We start from the raw sequence: 18,032 nt of genomic DNA on the forward strand, positions 1-18,032 counted from the left end.
AAATATCAAGCTATAGTGTTTGGGGCCCTCAATCTCGTGACCGTACTGAGCGAACGCTTACACGGCAGACGTTTGCCAGGGCATATACCTATCAACTGAAGGAGCAAGTTCTATGGCCATCAAACCTGGGCCCAAGCCAATTGCCGAATCAACCGGCAAGACAGACCAGCGTCGCCGTGTAACCCCCGAGAACAAGCCTAAGCATCCCGACCTGGACGTGCATAAGCACAAGAAGGGTGATTGATGAGACCCCGCCAGACATGGCGGGGTTTTATTCTCGGTTAGCAGGTGTCACCGGATTTCCAGTGGGCATCTCCTAATTAATGCCGAAAAGCTTGTAGTAGGGTTGTTGAGGAGGACATGCTGGTGCGACTGTGTCGAGGAGCTTTCTGGATATTTCTACCCTTAACCCTGTCGGCTACCGATGGTAATGAGCGCTTAGAGAGGTCTACAGCCGACACATGCCAATGGCGTCGAAAACCATCATGGCGGATTTCTCCAAACGTTTACTCGTAGGCTTCACAACGCGATTGACGACTTGCTCGATATGCATGACTCCCAGGGTGAAAGCTGAGTGGGCATTTGAGGTGCTGACCAACCTGGCTGATGCATCGCAGCATGCAGCTATCAGGCGCTCGCACTGAGGGACGTAGACTCGAGCGGCGCCCTCGGCCCAGTCGAAATTTCAAACTCATTGCTTGACACTGTAGCTACTACAGGCTGTTCAATGACGCCATATCCTTATTGGTAGATGCGTCATGAGCCAGGAAAACCCGTCGAAAGCCAAATTGCACCTCGTGCCGAAGTCGGACGATTGCTGTTCTGCTGACCCCCGCGAGACCTTCGCCAAACAGGTTCATTCTCGTGCACATCATGTTGAGCATGGGCCTGATCACGCCGAGAGCTTGGGCAGAACGGGATCGCATGCGTGCGGTTCGAAGGATTCTCAGCCTTGTGGAGCCAAGTCCACCGACCATAATCAAGACCATAGCGCACACGATCATGGCACTTCAGCTCAAGCCCATTCCGATGCCGACCATTGCTGTTTGAGCAAAGTGGATTCCGCAGGGGCGGTGACTTCACATTCGGCCATGGCTGAGCCAGAAGGCACGACCCTGGTTCGGTATCGCATTGATAAGATGGATTGCCCTACCGAAGAGCGGCTAATTCGTAATCGCTTAGAGCCGATGCCTGGCATCGCACGACTTGATTTCAATCTGTTGGATCGTGAGCTGACAGTGCATCATCGCTTGGATGATCCGAAGGCGATAGTCATCGCTTTGACCGCGCTGGATATGGGGCCCAATCTCATCGAGGCCGGCGCAACCCCGAATGCCATTTCACCTGCTCTGACGACGCGCTTGAAAGGGCTGCTGGCGGTCAGCGGTCTAGCTGCCATCGCCGCTGAAGTGATCGCTTGGACGACCGGACAGGAGGGTTCTTTGCCTGTAATGTCCTTGGCTGCGCTGTCCATTCTTACTGCTGGTCTACCAACTCTGAAGAAGGGGTGGATCGCTGTAAAGAACTTCACATTGAACATCTACTTCTTGATGTCTTTGGCTGTCTTGGGTGCCATGGTGATTGGCAAGTGGCCGGAAGCCGCGATGGTGGTTTTCCTTTTCGCTATTGCCGAAGCCATCGAAGCACTCTCACTTGAGCGAGCGCGTAACGCGATTAAATCGCTGACTGCATTAGCTCCTGAGACTGCGGAAGTCATGACCGAAGCTGGCTGGAAAGAACACCCGGTTGAGAATGTCGTTCTCGGCAGCCGTATTCGTGTTCGCACAGGGTCGCGGGTACCGCTGGATGCGAGGGTGGAATCTGGTCGTGCTGCTCTCGACCAAGCCCCTATCACTGGTGAAAGCTTGCCAGTAGATAAGGCAGAGGGGGATCCGCTATATGCTGGCAGTATCGTGACAGACGGCGTCGTGGAGGCGACTGTCACGGCAGTCGCTGGCGAAAGTACGCTCGCTCGTATTGCTGCCGCGATTCAGGATGCGCAGTCTCAGCGGGCGCCGACGCAGAGGTTCGTTGACCAGTTCGCACGGTATTACACCCCAGCCGTAGTGGCGGTGGCATTTCTTGTTGCCGTTTTAGGCCCAGTGCTGCTTGGTGGTACGTGGGGTGAATGGTTGTATGAGGCCCTGGTGTTGTTGGTCATCGCGTGTCCTTGTGCCTTGGTCGTCTCAACGCCTGTCACTGTTGTGAGTGGTCTTGCCGCAGCCGCACGGCATGGAATCTTGATCAAGGGTGGTGCCTACCTGGAAAGCGGGCGCCTGCTGAAGGTGGTTGCTCTGGATAAAACAGGCACGTTGACTCAGGGCAAGCCAGTTCTGACTGACTCAGATATATTCAGTGACTTGTCTATCGAGAAGGCAACTTTGATTGCTGCGAGTCTTGATGAGCAAAGTACCCACCCAGTAGCGAAAGCATTGGTCAATGGGTGGAAATCGCAGCAGCCTGGCGCTGTGGCTCTGCCTGTCAGTGACTTCAGTGTGCTAAATGGCCGAGGCGTGAAAGGCACGATCGACGGTCATCTTTGGCATCTAGGCAACCATCGTTTGGTTGAGGAGTTGGGCGTGTGTTCTTCGGAGCTGGAGGCCAGACTTTCACGGCTTGAGGAAACTGGCAAAACGGTGATCGTGCTATGCGGCAATAGCGGCCCCGCCGCGATATTCGCGGTCGCAGACACAGTCCGACCGGAGAGTGTTGAAGCTGTGGCTGCTTTGAAGGCTTTGAACGTGGTTCCAGTAATGCTGACTGGGGATAATCCTGCGACGGCGAGGTCGATCGCTGAGCAATTGGGCATCGAGGATGCCCGTGGAAATCTGATGCCAGAGGACAAGCAGACTGCAGTCGCTGAACTCAAACGCAGATATGGCGCCGTTGGGATGGTTGGTGACGGCGTTAATGACGCCCCCGCCTTAGCGCAATCCGATATAGGTTTCGCAATGGGAGCCGCAGGGACAGCGACAGCTCTCGAAACAGCTGACGTTGCGATCATGGACGACGACCCTCGAAAAATCGCGTACTTTATCAGCCTGAGTCGCCGATCCGCCTCGGTTCTAAAGCAAAACATCATTTTGGCTCTGGGCATAAAAGTTGTCTTCTTGGCGTTGGCTCTCTCTGGTTTCGCGACATTGTGGATGGCCGTTTTCGCCGACATGGGGGCGAGCTTGCTCGTCGTATTCAATGGCTTGCGGCTGCTGCGTCGGTGAAATGGCTGCTGCGTTTTATATAGCTCATTCGCTGGAGGAGAGAACCATGCACTGCCCAGTTTGCAAAGAAGTACTGTTGGTAATGTCGGAACGTCAAAACGTTGAAATCGACTATTGCCCGCAATGTCGAGGTGTTTGGCTTGACCGGGGAGAACTCGACAAGATCATCGAGCGTAGCCAGCAGGAAGAACAAGAAGCTCGTTTTCTTCCACAGAGCGTATCTCAGTCGCTGCAAGGTACACCTCCGTCTGAACCTGTGTATGCCCAGCCGTCTTCTGGCCACCATGACAACAAACGCGGCACTAAGCACGGCCACTCCGCGCCGCAGCCTGGTCACGGTGGTGGTTGGCGGGACGGATATCAGAACGGCCATCAGAATCAGTCGAGGCATCAGGAAGAGCAGGTTTATCATAAGAAATCGTTTTTACGGGAAATTTTCGACTAATATTTGCTTGGATACAGCGATCCGCTAATCAGACTCCAGCCGGAAGATTTGATCAGCCGGCTGTAGCTTTTTCGAAACCCGGTATCCGGTATTCAACCAGTTTAGTAGAGCGGTTCCTCAGCCACTAGCGGGCCCGAAAATCCTGTAAAACCGTCTCTCCCCTTGACTTGCTCATCCCAATTACCGGGTAGGCGCTGCGTCGGTCACCTGACTCCATTCCGAGCGATCCCACGGGCATACCGAAGGCAGCTATTCCGTCCAGATTGGCTCGTCGACTTAGTTCAGCAATTTGTGTGACCGGAACATGGCCTTCGACGAATTTCCCACTTACAACTCCCGTGTGGCACGACGCCAGATTTACGGGTACGCCGAGCTTCTCGTTCATATCGCTAATGTTGTTTTCCATATAGTCGACCACTCCTTCAGATAAGCGATCCACCTGGTCCAGCAGCCACAGTTAGGGGCTTTGTAGACGGCAATTGATTACGCTGCCTGTAACAATGAGGCTGCATTTAGCGTTGCAACGAGTGCAATGACTTGAACGGTCTTTTTGAATGAATTCATGGCTGATGCTACTTAACGAAGAGAAAGAGAGGAGGAGTTAGCGTGCATAGCCTCACCGACGGTGGCCAGATGGCCGTGACTGGGGTTCAGTTCCAGCCGCTGGTTGATGCGCTGCGCGACGTGGTTCTCGGGCAGCAGATTATTCAAGCCGATGAGACACCTGTGCAAATGCTCATGCCGGGAACTAAGAAAACCCACAGTTCTTATATTTGGTCCTATGCCACCAGCCAGTTCTCGGACGCGGCAGCGGTGGTTCACGACTTCAGCCCTAGCCGCGCCGGAGAACACGCTCGCAACTTCCTGAATGACTGGAAGGACAAGCTGGTCTGCGATGATTGTGTCGGTTACAAAGCCAGCTTCGAACTAGACGTGACCGAGATCGGGTGAATGGCTCATGCGCAACGTAATTTCTTTGAGCTGCACGCTAAGAATAAAAGCACGCTTGCGGAGCAAGCTCTGCGTTATATCCAGTTGTTGTACGAAATTGAAAGCGAAGTCGCGATCTGGGGCCGGATTTACGACTCCGAATACGGCAAGAAAAAGCTGTACGGGTGATGAATATGCTGCACGCCAGGTTGATTGCCTAGCGTGACCTCGTGCCTGAAGTCTCAGCCATCAGCAGAGCACTCGATTACAGTCTCGAACGCTGGGCAGCGCTGTCGCGCTACCTCGATGACGGGGCTGTACCCATAGACAATAACTGGGCAGAGAACCAGATCCGATCATAGGGCCTTGGGCGCAAGAACTGGCTCTTTGCAGGGGCCTTACGCAGCGGAAAACGTGCGGCAGCGATCATGAGTCTGATCCAGTCTGCGCGCCTGAATGGTCATGATCCGTATGCATATCTGAAGGATGCTCTCACGCGGCTGCCGACGCAGCGGGCGAGTGAAATCGATCAGTTGCTGCCGCAATCTTTTTAATCACGCAAGGCGTGATGCCCGGACGCTTATGGCGATACTCAAGCTAATGCAAAAGTTCTGACGATTGAGCAAGTGTGACGGCTTAACCCGACGGCAAGGGGAGGTGTCGAATATCGTCAACCATCAACGCAAAACGCCGTAATCGTTTCAATATGTAGCTTTCACTGTAGAGTTTAAAAGCGTTATGCAATGAGCTTGCAAGGTATCTAGAGAGCCGGAGTGATTCACTTGCTCGCCTTCAGAGATCATAGAGTATGCGACCTTTAAGTCACGACCGTATTGTCCACTCCATGGCATGCTTAGGCTTCATGCCCCGGTAGATTTATCATATCCACACGCAACTACATGGATATGTGCGCCGTGGCACCGTCACGTAGTTCGTCTCACCAGATTATGAGAGTATCAACTGATAAAAATCTACGTTCCTTGAACTACACTTTATCATCGGCAACTACGTTACTCACAAATACCTAAAGTGAAAGCGGGTCTGAACGCTTCCACATACATTGGACACTGAAATCCAGCTTGTGGATAAGCATTATCGAGCGCTGTTTCGGGGGGGTATGGTGTTTTTTCGCACCACGGTTTTGGACCGGTAGGCGAGTTGAAAGCTTCGATTAGCAAGTTTTTTGCGCGCCGAAATGTATATCCGACGCGGTAGGCCAGAAGCGCCAAGTGAAAGACAAACTTGGATGAAACCTGAAGTGCCCGTGAGTCGGCGAAATCACAGGAGCGTATGTGATTGCTTCAAGAACAGCACGCTAGCGTTTTTCTAGAACATATCCTACGCCTCTGAGTGTATGTATCAGTTTGTTTTCAAAAGGATCATCCATCTTGGCTCTTAATCTTCTAATTGAAACTTCTACAACATTTGTATCGCAGTCGAAATTCATGTCCCATACCTGAGATATGATCTGTGTACGACTCAGGACAATTCCCGTATTTCTCATTAAATAGTGCAGAAGTGCGAATTCCTTCGTTGTTAAGTCGATACGCTGACCGTCTCTAAACGCCCTATGACGGCTTTGATCCAGCTCCAGATCGGCTACGCGAATGATCTCAACAGATGCTGGATTATCAGACCTGCGCATCAGTGCGCGAACTCGAGCAAGCAGTTCCGGGAATTCAAAAGGCTTAATTAGGTAATCATCTGCACCATTCTCTAGTCCTCTGATTTTATCAACCAAGCGACTTCGAGCAGTAAGCATCATAATTCTACAAAGACAATTGTTTCTTCGCAACAATTCAAGTACCTGCCACCCATCCATCTCCGGCAGGTTGATATCTAGGATGATTAACTCGTACATATGTTGTTTGGCCAGAAAAAGCCCGTCGTATCCGGTATGTACGCAATCCACGATATAACCGCTCTCCGTAAGGCCTTGGCGCACATATTCGGCAGTTTTTACTTCGTCCTCAATTACCAGAATTCGCATTGGATTTTGTCTCGATATGACTGAGCTGTTTTAACTACGCGAATGCGCTGTCATCATTGGCAGGAATGATAATTCAAAACCACTTGGGTGGGGGCTAAATAACGTACTTGTAATCAGTGAGCAATACACTTGATAACATCGCGATATATTATATCGTGGCTCGGACCAACCAGTTGCGGGTTATTTCTCTACTGCTGAATTGACCTTATGAAATGTTGGGTTGTTTTTTTTATTATGGCCATTTTATTCCGTGCAGATGAGGGCGATTTTTCTCATGCTGAAGAAGGCGGTCACTGGTGCAGTCATGAACTCCATCGGGACGCGGTGCGCGTACTCGAAGATTTACTCGAATTTTAGGTAAAAAAAAGCGCCCCAGGGGGGCGCAAAATATTCACCTTTTACCAAAGGAGCATTTAAGCAACTCAAGGTGAATTCTTTAAGCTCGCTATTTTTGTTTTAGGCGAGTCACATGAATAAATCGATCTTGTTTAGGGCTCACAGTATCGAAAGTGGATATTCAACGATCAGGCGTACTTCATCCAAGTCCGATTCGAATGCAGTGGCACGAGTATTTGCTTGACGTAATCGCAAGGAAAGATCTTTCGCCGCACCTGTTTGTACGACGTATTTGACTTCAATATCACGCTCCCAACGTTTTTGATTCGTGAGCGGATCGCCGTTACCATCAGTGCGCATATAGAATTGATTGGCGTTCGAATAGTCTGCACCAGAACCTCTGGCATAACGAGTCATGAACGATAGCCCCGGAATACCGTAGCTGGTCATGTTCAAGTCGTAGCGCAGCATCCAAGAGCGTTCCTTCGGTGAGTTGAAGTCGCTGTACTGTATTGAGTTGTCAACGAAGATTGAGTCTGATTGACGAAGGTAGTCGAAGTCGTCATCGCCATTGTTTCGCTGATGAGACAGTGCAAGAGTATGCGCACCGTACCGGACGCCGAGCTTGGCGCTCCATATATTGTTGTCGAATTCGCCCAGGCGCTTCTTGCCTTCATCTACAGCTTTGTAGTAGTTGAATCCGCCGATAAGCGTCAAATCATCGCTGAGTGGGTAAGTGAGGCTGCTACCGGCATAGTATTGATTCCAAACATCCTTCAATTGGCTGGCGTAAAGGCTCACCGTGATGTTGTCGTTGACTTGGTAATCACCGCCGCCGTACCCAATCCAAGGCGAGTTGACCGGGCCGGCATAAAATGTGGCAAAGTTATCGTTCAAGTTGCTGGAACCAGGCTGGCTCATCGCATGCAGTCGACCACCCTGCAAGGTTAGGCCTTGAATGCTACTATTTTCGACCGTCACGCCGCGGAAACTTTCAGGGAGTAAGCGAGAATCTCCCGATGCCACGACGGGTGTTGCGGGGAAAACATCTCCAACCTTTACGACAGTATCAAACAGCCGAAACTTCGCTGCTCCACCCACCTTAGTGTATTCATCACGTGCTTCGCCGTCACCGTTAACAGGCAGCACGTCAAAGCTGCTACGGCCACCGTTGCGCCCGCCACCAGTATCAAGCTTGATGCCAATCATTGCAAACGCATCTATACCAAAGCCCACAGTGCCCTGCGTAAAACCAGAGTTGAATTTAGTGATTATCGCATGTGCCCAAGCTTCGGAATAACCGTTGGTATTGCCTTTGCCGCTGTTGAAAGTCGGCGCAGATGCATCACGATTATCACGATTGAAATAGAAGTTGCGGTTTAGAACAGTAAGGCTGCTACCTTCAATAAAACCTTCTGGTTTACCTTCCGCTTGTGCCGTGAGGGCATAGCTTCCAGAAAAAGCTGAAACCGCAGCCAAATACAAAGTTACTTTGTGTCTCAAGCGATGCTCCTTTGATTACGGCAGTTTTTATTATGATTTACCTACGCGGGTATAGTCTGTTGTTTTGGCCCGGTGGAGCACTTAGAATAGCGCCTGGGTCATATTTGCAGATCAAAGATAACGAGTCGGTGACGGGGTGATTACAATTCTGTTATCAGGTATTTCCACCGTTGCAGGGCTTCCAGAATCTTTTTCACTAAATCCCTGCGTTTCGCCTGAAAGCTTTCTATTTCGACTATCCCCCCAGGGTTTCTAACGAAATTGTAATTTTATAGCCACCCCTCTGATAGTGATCGCTGATTAGAGTGCCATCACCTGATCCAGAGGGGCTTGGCAGCTGTTTAGGCGTTCTCGCCAAGCTTTATCAAAGTTTGTGCATGAGGACTATCAAAGTGCCCTGGTATAATCACATTGCTTTATCTAAAACCCCCATCTTTCCTTTGAAAGTCTTTGTGTTCTGTATGGTCTTGTCTGGATTGTGGGTGCCTGCCGCATTTGCCCAGAGTCTCAGTCTGGCTGAAGCGCTTTCGACGGCAATAGACGCTAACCCCGATCTTGCAGCAGCACGTCAAGAGATCGGAATCTCTGAAGGAGTGCGCAAGCAGGCTGGACTCATCCCCAATCCTGAAATTTCTTATCAAGTAGAAGACACCCGTCGTAATACCAGCACGACGACTGTCGCGCTTAGTCAGCCGTTAGAGTTGGGTGGCAAGCGACGTGCTCGTGTCGAGGTTGCAACCTACGGTCAAAGCGTCGCGCAGTTAGAGCTGGACCGTCGAGTCAATAGCCTTCGTGCAGATGTTGTTCAATCTTACTACGCTGCTTTGAGAGCTCAGACCGGCTTGAATCTGGCAAAACAATCATTGGAGCTCACCGAACGCGGTCTGCGCATCGTCGATGGACGGGTGCGTGCCGGTAAGTCCTCGCCGGTGGAAGCCACGCGCGCTCAGGTGCAACTGGCTGAAGCCAAGTTACAGGTAAGGCGCGCTGAAACCTTGAAGTCAACGGCTTACCAGCAATTGGCCCAGTTAATAGGCAGTTCGGTCACTGCATTTGATCGTCTTGACTCGCCAGACCTATCTCCCGGCAAGCCGCCGCAAGCTACAGAATTACTGGCGAAGCTCGATCAAACCGCAGATATGCGTCAAGCGCTTGCTCAAATAGATAAGAGCGATGCCTCACTAGGCGCGGAAAAGGCGCAGCGCATCCCGAATCTCACCGTGAGTGTTGGTAGCCAATACGACCGCTCTATTCGCGAGAGGGTCAATGTCGTGGGGCTGTCGATGCCTTTACCGCTGTTTGATCGCAATCAGGGCAACATTCTTTCCGCTTCTCGCCGCGCAGATCAGGCCCGAGACCAGCGAAACGCTGTTGAGCTCAGGCTACGTTCCGAAACTCAAACCGCAGTGAATCAGTGGGCTACCGCCATGCAGGAGGTCGAGTCCTATGACAAGACGATCCTGCCTTCAGCTCAACAGGCCGTGGATACCGCAACTCGTGGATTTGAGATGGGCAAATTCGGTTTCATCGAAGTGCTGGATGCTCAGCGCACCTTGATAGTTGCTCGTGGCCAGTACCTCGACTCTTTGGCGGCTGCGACCAATGCGCGTGCTCAAGTGGAAAGGGTGTATGGCGACGTCGGCTTGACTGCCAATACGCGCTGAACAGGCCAGGCATTTTCCTTGTATGCGTCTTTGAATAAGCCGGTACCTAAGATCAGCAGGAGTAGCAATGGATAACAAACGCAAGATCGCGCTCGCGGTAATCGCTGTGGCAGTCCTCGGATTTGGCAGTTTCGCCTGGAACTCCAGTTCCGAGCAGCCTCCAGTCAGTAAGGCCGAACATGGCACTGAAGATGGCCATGAGAGAACTGCTGTAGCACCTGCTAAAGACGGGGGGGATGAAGGTCACGGTGAGGAAGGCCACAGCGAAAATGCCAATGAGGAAGAGGGCAAGATGACGCTTAGCGCCGAGCAGATTGAGGCTGCGGGCGTCGTTCTGGAAGCAGCTGCTCCCCGTGAGATTAGCACTATTGTGACTTTTCCTGGCGAAATACGGTTTGATGAGGACCACACCGCACATGTGGTACCTCGCGTTCCTGGAGTTGTTGAAAGCGTTCAGGCGAACCTGGGCGAGTCGGTCAAGAAGGGCCAAGTCCTTGCGGTGATTGCCAGTCAACAGATCTCGGATATGCGCAGTGAGCAACAAGCTGCACAGCGACGTGTTGAGTTGGCACGCTTGACTTTTGACCGCGAGAAGCAGTTGTGGCAGGACAAAATCTCCGCCGAGCAAGATTACCTTCAGGCGCGACAAGCTTTGCAAGAAGCTGAAATATCACTGGCCAACGCTAAGCAAAAGGTCGGAGCAATCGGCGCTTCGGTCAATTCTGCAGGCGGTAACCGCTATGAACTGCGTGCGCCTTTCGACGCAGTTGTAGTGGAAAAGCACCTGACCGTCGGTGAGGTGGTCAGCGAGGCAACCAATGCTTTCATCCTGTCCGATCTTAATCAGGTGTGGGCAACTTTCGCGGTTCCTCCTGGCGATCTCGGAAAGGTCGTGACTGGCCGCTCGGTAAAGGTTTCTTCTCCTGACATGAAGGCTGAGGTCGAGGGCAAGGTGGGTTACGTAGGCAGCCTTTTGGGCGAGCAGAATCGTGCAGCGCCCGTCCGTGTCACTCTGACCAATCCCAATGGGGCCTGGCGACCGGGGCTGTTCGTGAGCATCGCAGTCACGTCACAAACTGATCAAGTTGCTGTAGCTGTTCCAGAGTCAGCGGTGCAGACCGTCGAGGAAAAAACTGCAGTTTTCGTGAGGACCACTGAGGGCTTCGACACTCGCAGGGTAACTCTAGGTCGCCGTGCCGGTGGCTATGTGGAAATAACCGAAGGCCTCCAATCGGGTGCCCAAGTGGCAACCAGTGGCAGCTTCACGCTCAAGTCTGAGCTTGGCAAAGCGTCTGCCGAGCATGGCCACTGATGCGAATTTACAGGATGATTTCTTATGTTTGAACGTATCATCAGATTCGCCATTGAGCAGCGCATCGTAGTAATGATCGCAGTTCTAATCATGGCCGGTATAGGTATCTACAGCTACCAAAAACTGCCCATTGATGCGGTGCCTGATATCACAAACGTCCAGGTGCAGATTAACACTGGCGCCCCTGGTTACTCGCCGTTGGAAACCGAACAGCGGATCACGTTTCCAGTTGAAACGGCCATGGCCGGTCTTCCGGGCCTTCAGCAAACCCGATCCCTATCTCGCTCCGGCTTGTCACAGGTCACCGTGATCTTCAAAGACGGTACTGACATCTTTTTTGCCCGCCAACTCATTAACGAGCGTTTGCAGGTTGCAAAGGAACAGTTGCCAGATGGGGTCGAGGCCGTCATGGGGCCTGTATCCACCGGGCTTGGTGAAATCTTCCTGTGGACCGTTGAAGCGGAAGATGGCGCACTCAAAGAAGATGGTACTCCTTACACTCCCACCGACCTGCGAGTGATCCAGGATTGGATTATCAAGCCGCAGCTGCGCAACGTCCCTGGTGTTGCCGAGATCAACACCATCGGTGGCTTCGCCAAGCAGTTTCTGATTGCGCCGGACCCGAAGCGGTTGGCTACCTACAAGCTGACACTTAATGACCTGGTAGTTGCATTGGAAAGCAACAACGCCAACGTGGGCGCCGGTTACATCGAGCGTAATGGTGAGCAGTTGCTCATTCGTGCGCCGGGTCAGGTAAGCAATATCGAAGATATTGCCAACATCGTAATTACCAGTGTAGATGGCACGCCGATTCGCATCAGCAACGTTGCTGAAGTCAGCATCGGTAAAGAACTGCGAACGGGGGCTGCTACTGAGAATGGTCGCGAAGTAGTACTCGGTACCGTATTTATGCTGATTGGTGAAAATAGTCGTACAGTGTCCCAAGCTGTGGCCACCAAATTGACCGACATCAACCGCACCCTGCCGAAGGGCGTGGTTGCTGTGACCGTTTATGACCGTACCAACTTGGTTGAAAAAGCCATTGCGACGGTGAAGAAGAACTTGGTGGAAGGCGCGATTCTGGTAATTGCTATTCTCTTCCTGTTCCTCGGCAACATCCGCGCAGCACTGATCACCGCAATGGTGATCCCGCTGTCCATGCTATTTACCTTCACAGGTATGTTCAACAACAAGGTTAGTGCAAACCTAATGAGTTTGGGAGCACTCGACTTTGGCATTATTGTAGATGGTGCCGTGGTTATAGTAGAAAACGCGATCCGCCGACTGGCTCATGCGCAACACAAGCATGGTCGCATACTCACCAAAGCAGAACGCTTCCATGAAGTCTTTGCCGCTGCAGGTGAAGCTCGCCGGCCACTGATATTTGGCCAGTTGATCATCATGGTAGTGTATCTGCCGATCTTCGCCCTAACCGGCGTCGAAGGAAAAATGTTCCACCCCATGGCATTCACTGTCGTAATGGCGCTGCTGGGGGCAATGATTCTTTCCGTAACCTTTGTTCCTGCTGCTATCGCCATGTTCATCACTGGCAAGGTCAAGGAAGAGGAGGGCGTGGTAATGCGCACCGCCCGACAGCGCTATGAGCCGATACTGCAATGGGTTCTTGGGCACCGGAACATTGCGTTCTCGGCTGCAGTAGCTCTGGTCGTACTTAGCGGTATACTTGCAAGTCGTATGGGTAGCGAGTTCATTCCCAGCCTTAGTGAGGGCGACTTTGCGATGCAGGCTATGCGAGTGCCCGGAACGAGCCTTACTCAGTCCGTCGAGATGCAACAGCGCCTGGAGAAAGCGGTAATAGCGCAGGTCCCAGAAGTAGAGCGGATGTTCGCACGCTCGGGTACTGCAGAAATCGCATCTGATCCAATGCCGCCTAACGCCTCTGACGCCTACATAATGCTTAAGCCTCAGGATCAGTGGCCAAATCCCAATAAGCCTCGTGATGAGCTGATCGCTGAGGTGCAGAAAGCCGCAGCAGGTGTCCCGGGAAGCAACTATGAGTTGTCCCAGCCGATCCAGTTGCGTTTCAACGAGCTGATTTCGGGCGTGCGTAGTGACGTTGCGGTGAAAGTTTTTGGCGATGACATGGACGCGCTCAACAGCACCGCCAACAAAATCGCGGCATCGCTTAAAGCGGTACCGGGCTCATCGGAGGTCAAGGTTGAGCAGACTTCCGGCCTTCCTGTGTTAACCATCAACATCGACCGCGAAAAAGCAGCACGCTACGGTTTGAACATCGCGGATGTGCAAAACTCAATTGCTATTGCTGTGGGTGGCCGCCAGGCAGGTACATTGTATGAGGGCGATCGTCGGTTCGATATGGTGGTGCGACTGCCTGAGACCGTGCGCACTGACGTAGCGGGTATGTCCAGCTTGCTGATTCCTGTGCCTGCTAATGTTGCTCAGGATGCTAATCAGATAGGGTTCATTCCTCTGTCCCAAGTCGCTAATCTTGACTTGCAGTTGGGCCCGAACCAGATCAGCCGCGAAAATGGGAAACGGCTGGTAGTAGTTAGTGCAAACGTTCGAGGCCGTGACCTAGGCTCGTTCGTTGAAGAAGCGACTAAGTCGCTGGCTACTGTGCAGATCCCAGCAGGCTACTGGACTACCTGGGGTGGCCAGTTTGAGCAGTTGCAATCAGCAGCCAAGCGTCTGCAGATCGTTGTTCCAGTCGCATTGCTTCTGGTCATGACACTGCTGTTCCTGATGTTCAACAACTTGAAGGATGGCATGCTGGTCTTCACCGGAATTCCATTCGCACTCACCGGCGGTGTAGTTGCACTGTGGTTGCGGGATATCCCGCTGTCTATCTCGGCGGGAGTTGGCTTCATTGCGCTGTCCGGTGTGGCAGTTCTAAACGGCCTGGTTATGATTTCTTTTATCCGCGGGCTGCGGGAGGAAGGACGTACCCTCCGGCAAGCGGTAGATGAAGGCGCGTTGACACGGCTAAGGCCCGTTCTGATGACAGCCCTAGTCGCATCCCTCGGATTTATCCCGATGGCTCTCGCAACAGGTACCGGTGCTGAAGTTCAGCGGCCACTGGCGACAGTGGTGATTGGCGGGATTCTTTCGTCTACCGTGCTTACTCTGTTGGTGCTTCCTGCTCTGTATCAATGGGCACACCGCAAAGATGATGATGGTGATGAAGCGGGTAGCTGATAGCCCATAACAGAAGCCCACAGCAACGTTGTGGGCTTTTCATTCTGGATATTGTTGTCACCTTTCAAAATTGTAAGTTTACCGTCATGCCGGTGATGCCTGTGAGTTGATAAGGTTACTCCCAATAAGATTGATATTGAGAGGACCTTATGAAAAAGCTTATCATTGCGGCAGCCCTAGCTGTTTTGCCTATAGTTTCACAAGCTACTACGTTTTCCGAAAAGAAGCAGTTGCAATATATTCAGGAACATCAGAACGCCGTGGCTAGCTATGCGGCGAAAAATAATAAGCCAATACCAGAGATTCAGGACTACAAGTATGGAATGAAGATTGATGTTGCAAAATTTGTGCGTCAGTCCCAGGATCCCCGTACTTGCGAGGTGTATCAACGGTTGATGACCTACGAAGACTCGCGGGGTGAGCTTAATACGATTCGTTATTCTTTGTTTTCCCAATGTGTCAACAACAAAAATTGAATGCATCGATAGGATTTTTAGAGGCCATAGAAAAACGCCAGGCGATGCCTGGCGTTTTCTATGGTCCTTGACATGTTTTAACCAAAGATTGTCAGTCCTTGCCCCCCTCCCCAAAAGTAAGTCAAGTCCAGCTAAAAAATTTAGGCCGGCGAATTTGCACTCAGAAGCAGCGAATTTTGAAAAAAACTGATTTCTGTGACATCCAGGCAAAGCATGAGCACTGACTCAGTCGAAGTGCGGCTTGATAAGGGTGTTTATTGGAAAGTTTATAATTGGCTCGGGGCTTAGGCTTACTTAAAGACTTAACTCCGGATAATTGCTTTAGGTGAGTCCTCAGGCTTTGAACGAAAAACGAAAGTCGATGGTGTGGCAGCAAGTTCTGGGTCGTACTAGCTTGCTACCCAACCAAAAATAAACACTGAATATATGGGCTTAGCTCGACGACACGTACGTTTAGCAGGTTGCTTCTTGTTTAAACTGATGGGCGCTCGTGAGAAAATGGATCACTGGTTGGTAAGTTGATACTTAATTGGTGTAATTATTGGTGTCGTTACTGGTTTTCATGTTTTGAGAAAGTGCTTAATTGTCCAAGATCTAAAGTGCCATCATGTATATGCTCTTATCAGAATTGTAATCTCTGGATCATGCTAGAGTTATTTGTTCAGTTTATTATTAGGGTTTTTTGGTGTTTGTTGGGTGGCACAGCTATTGTCGAGGTGCTGCATCATTTAGTTCTGAAATTACATGCAGTTCACTTTTTTTTCACTTCGGGTTGTTTAGTCTTTGTAGATGGAAAATACAAGCATGTCGATCATAGCTTTGCTTATTCGTTATCTAGGCATTGGATTCGTAGCAACCGGGGGGCACTATTTTGTATTTCTCCTGCTTATTGTAAATGGAGTTACTGATCCAGTGTTAGCCAGCGTTGGCGGAGGCGTGATAGGCGCTATTATTAGCTATATTGGTAATAGAAGGCTCAGTTTCGTGGCGACGGGAATTTATAAGCTTCAACCTATCAGGTTTGTACTTGTCTCGTTGGCAACTAATATCGGTAATGGTGTAGGTATGTGGGTTCTGATTAAATTCAATCTCTCACCGCTTGTCTCTCAGATTTTAGTGACTTTAACCCTAACTGCGCTCGGATTCACTGCGCATCGTTTCTGGACATTCAATCATGCGGACATCACATCGGCTTTCCGAACGCGCTGACCCCTTGTTAACAATAGTGGTTCCTTGCTTTCAAGAAGAGCAAACCATTCCGGAATTTCACAAGCGCATCACCAGAGTTGTAAAGCGCCTGCCTGTTTCGTGCGAGATTCTCTATGTCGACGATGGTAGTAGCGATCAAACTGCAGACCTACTTCGACACTATCAAGATGGATCAAATGTACGATGCCTGTTCCTAAGTCGGAACTTCGGAAAAGAGGCTGCGTTAAGTGCAGGGATCGACCATGCACGCGGTAGCGCATTGATCTTCATTGATGTCGACCTTCAGGATCCACCTGAACTCATCTCGAGTATGGTATATCATTGGCAGATGGGTTACGACGTTGTGAACATGCAACGCGACTTGCGAACTGGCGACTCCTGGCTAAAACGCACGAGTGCACGTAGCTATTACTGGATCATGCAGCGCCTGGTGGAGAAAGTTGATCTTCCGGTGGATGTCAGTGACTTCCGTCTGATTGGTCCTGCTCCATTGGCCGCCTTAAGAGCGCTGGACGAACGCTCCAGAATTCTTAAGGGTTTGATCGGCTGGGTAGGCTTTCGCACCATTGAGTTACCCTACAATCGCACTTCCCGTCATGCCGGCAATACCAAGTGGAACGCCGCTAGCCTGCTGGACCTAGCCATCGAAAGTATTCTCAGCTTCTCCCGCAAGCCGCTTCGTATATTCAGTCTCATTAGCTTCAGTTTCTTTGTCTCCAGCATCTGCTACCTGCTCGCAGTACTGGTAGCAGGCTCCTTTGACATCCATCACCTGCTTGTCGGAATTGCTTCATTCATGTGCGTGGGTGTTGCACTGGTGGGCGAGTACGTAGGCGTAACGCTCGCGGAGGTCAAACGCCGCCCCCTTTATTTTCTAAATAGTAATAATGAAGCGCGACCCATGACTATTCATCCTCCGGCTTCCTCACTCGAGGGTAAGAAATGCTGAATTTGAAAAGCGAGCGAACATTGTGGTTCATCCTGAGTTCGATTCTGCTTTTGCGTCTCCTGGGGCTGGGCGTATATCCCCTGATGGATACCTCTGAAGCACGCTACGCTGAAATGGCACGCAAGATGGTTGAACTGAGTGACTGGGTGACTCCGATGTTCGATTACGGAGTTCCATTTTGGGGCAAGCCACCGCTGTCTTTCTGGACCCAAGCGGCGAGCATGACGGTATTCGGCACCAATGAGTTTGCTGCTCGATTCCCAGCCTGGTTTCTCCACTTGGCAAGCTGCTTCATCATCATCAGGCTCGCGACACAGGAGGTATCGCGCAAGGCGGGCATTTGGGCAGCCATCATCTTTTCCGGCACGGCGCTGGGCTTGGTGTCCAGTGGTGTTGTGCTGACTGACCCCGTTTTATCGTTCTCGATCCTGTTGGCCAGCTATGGTTTCTGGCGTTGGATGAAGTGCGCAGGCAAAGGGGATGCCTACCTTATGTTCTTAGCTCTCGGCTTGGGCCTGCTTGCTAAAGGGCCACTGACCTTGGTACTGATGGGCGCGCCAGCATTTTTTTGGATCGTCATCTACAAGCAATGGAATCGGGTATTGAGGCTTCCTTGGGTAACGGGGATTGCTCTCATGTTAGGTATATCAGTGCCTTGGTACATTGCAGCCGAAATGAAGACGCCGGGTTTCCTTGAGTATTTTTTTGTCGGCGAGCACTGGAGCCGATATGTTGTAAGTGATTGGGCCGGGGATCTCTACGGGAGTGCTCACGCCAAGCCCTACGGCACCATATGGATTCAGCTTGGCTTAGCGTTGCTTCC

Annotated in this window: 13 protein-coding genes and 1 pseudogene; 11 read left to right on the plus strand and 3 right to left on the minus strand. The window is 51.3% G+C overall.

The genetic code is table 11. From position 1 onward, the window contains the following. The first annotated feature begins 112 nt into the window (after positions 1 to 112). From YA0848_RS36385 to YA0848_RS07680, 3 genes are all read left to right on the plus strand, one after another. On the plus strand, positions 113 to 244 hold the full coding sequence (locus tag YA0848_RS36385) for a hypothetical protein (RefSeq protein ID WP_024073362.1): 132 nt from the start codon (positions 113 to 115) through the stop codon (positions 242 to 244). Between the two features lie 514 nt (positions 245 to 758). Continuing rightward, positions 759 to 3,218, plus strand: a complete 2,460-nt coding sequence (locus tag YA0848_RS07675) for a heavy metal translocating P-type ATPase (protein ID WP_024073364.1) — start codon at positions 759 to 761, stop codon at positions 3,216 to 3,218. Between the two features lie 46 nt (positions 3,219 to 3,264). Beyond that, the gene (locus YA0848_RS07680; RefSeq protein WP_073844972.1) at positions 3,265 to 3,663 is read left to right on the plus strand and encodes a TFIIB-type zinc ribbon-containing protein; all 399 of its coding nucleotides are present in this window, start codon (positions 3,265 to 3,267) and stop codon (positions 3,661 to 3,663) included. A gap of 124 nt (positions 3,664 to 3,787) precedes the next feature. Here the strand turns inward: YA0848_RS07680 and YA0848_RS36520 are convergent, their stop codons facing one another. Further along, positions 3,788 to 4,069 carry a DUF411 domain-containing protein gene (locus tag YA0848_RS36520; RefSeq protein WP_181125140.1) on the minus strand — a complete coding sequence of 94 codons (282 nt, stop codon included), beginning with the start codon at positions 4,067 to 4,069 and terminating at the stop codon, positions 3,788 to 3,790. Between the two features lie 233 nt (positions 4,070 to 4,302). Here YA0848_RS36520 and tnpC point away from each other — a divergent pair. Further along, a pseudogene (gene tnpC, locus YA0848_RS07690) lies at positions 4,303 to 5,147 on the plus strand (IS66 family transposase); the annotation flags it as partial. 761 nt (positions 5,148 to 5,908) lie between these two features. Here the strand turns inward: tnpC and YA0848_RS07695 are convergent. Both YA0848_RS07695 and YA0848_RS07700 read right to left on the minus strand, forming a co-directional pair. Beyond that, entirely contained in the window at positions 5,909 to 6,583 is a 675-nt protein-coding gene (locus tag YA0848_RS07695) for a heavy metal response regulator transcription factor (protein ID WP_019818115.1), read from the minus strand. Between the two features lie 495 nt (positions 6,584 to 7,078). Beyond that, entirely contained in the window at positions 7,079 to 8,422 is a 1,344-nt protein-coding gene (locus tag YA0848_RS07700) for an OprD family porin (protein ID WP_024073368.1), read from the minus strand. A 392-nt stretch (positions 8,423 to 8,814) separates the two neighbouring features. Here YA0848_RS07700 and YA0848_RS07705 point away from each other — a divergent pair, with 392 nt between their 5' ends. From YA0848_RS07705 to YA0848_RS35940, 7 genes are all read left to right on the plus strand, one after another. Next, the gene (locus YA0848_RS07705; RefSeq protein ID WP_131672237.1) at positions 8,815 to 10,086 is read left to right on the plus strand and encodes a TolC family protein; all 1,272 of its coding nucleotides are present in this window, start codon (positions 8,815 to 8,817) and stop codon (positions 10,084 to 10,086) included. Positions 10,087 to 10,153: 67 nt separating this feature from the next. Then, a complete protein-coding gene (locus tag YA0848_RS07710; RefSeq protein ID WP_024073370.1) occupies positions 10,154 to 11,398 on the plus strand; it encodes an efflux RND transporter periplasmic adaptor subunit in 1,245 nt (414 codons plus the stop codon). A 24-nt stretch (positions 11,399 to 11,422) separates the two neighbouring features. Next, the gene (locus YA0848_RS07715) at positions 11,423 to 14,575 is read left to right on the plus strand and encodes a CusA/CzcA family heavy metal efflux RND transporter (RefSeq protein ID WP_024073371.1); all 3,153 of its coding nucleotides are present in this window, start codon (positions 11,423 to 11,425) and stop codon (positions 14,573 to 14,575) included. Positions 14,576 to 14,724: 149 nt separating this feature from the next. Beyond that, positions 14,725 to 15,051 (plus strand): DUF2790 domain-containing protein, encoded by a 327-nt coding sequence (locus tag YA0848_RS07720; RefSeq protein ID WP_019818112.1) that lies wholly within the window; start codon positions 14,725 to 14,727, stop codon positions 15,049 to 15,051. 789 nt (positions 15,052 to 15,840) lie between these two features. Further along, positions 15,841 to 16,260 (plus strand): GtrA family protein, encoded by a 420-nt coding sequence (locus YA0848_RS07725; RefSeq protein WP_024073372.1) that lies wholly within the window; start codon positions 15,841 to 15,843, stop codon positions 16,258 to 16,260. Then, on the plus strand, positions 16,226 to 17,209 hold the full coding sequence (locus YA0848_RS07730; RefSeq protein ID WP_024073373.1) for a glycosyltransferase family 2 protein: 984 nt from the start codon (positions 16,226 to 16,228) through the stop codon (positions 17,207 to 17,209). Before YA0848_RS07725 ends, YA0848_RS07730 begins: the two co-directional genes overlap by 35 nt. After that, the coding region (locus tag YA0848_RS35940) for an ArnT family glycosyltransferase (RefSeq protein WP_232925067.1) at positions 17,203 to 18,032 on the plus strand (830 nt) is incomplete at its 3' end. The genes YA0848_RS07730 and YA0848_RS35940, both read left to right, overlap by 7 nt.

The organism is Pseudomonas sp. S4_EA_1b (genome assembly GCF_016307435.1).
GTDB lineage: Bacteria > Pseudomonadota > Gammaproteobacteria > Pseudomonadales > Pseudomonadaceae > Aquipseudomonas > Aquipseudomonas rhodesiae.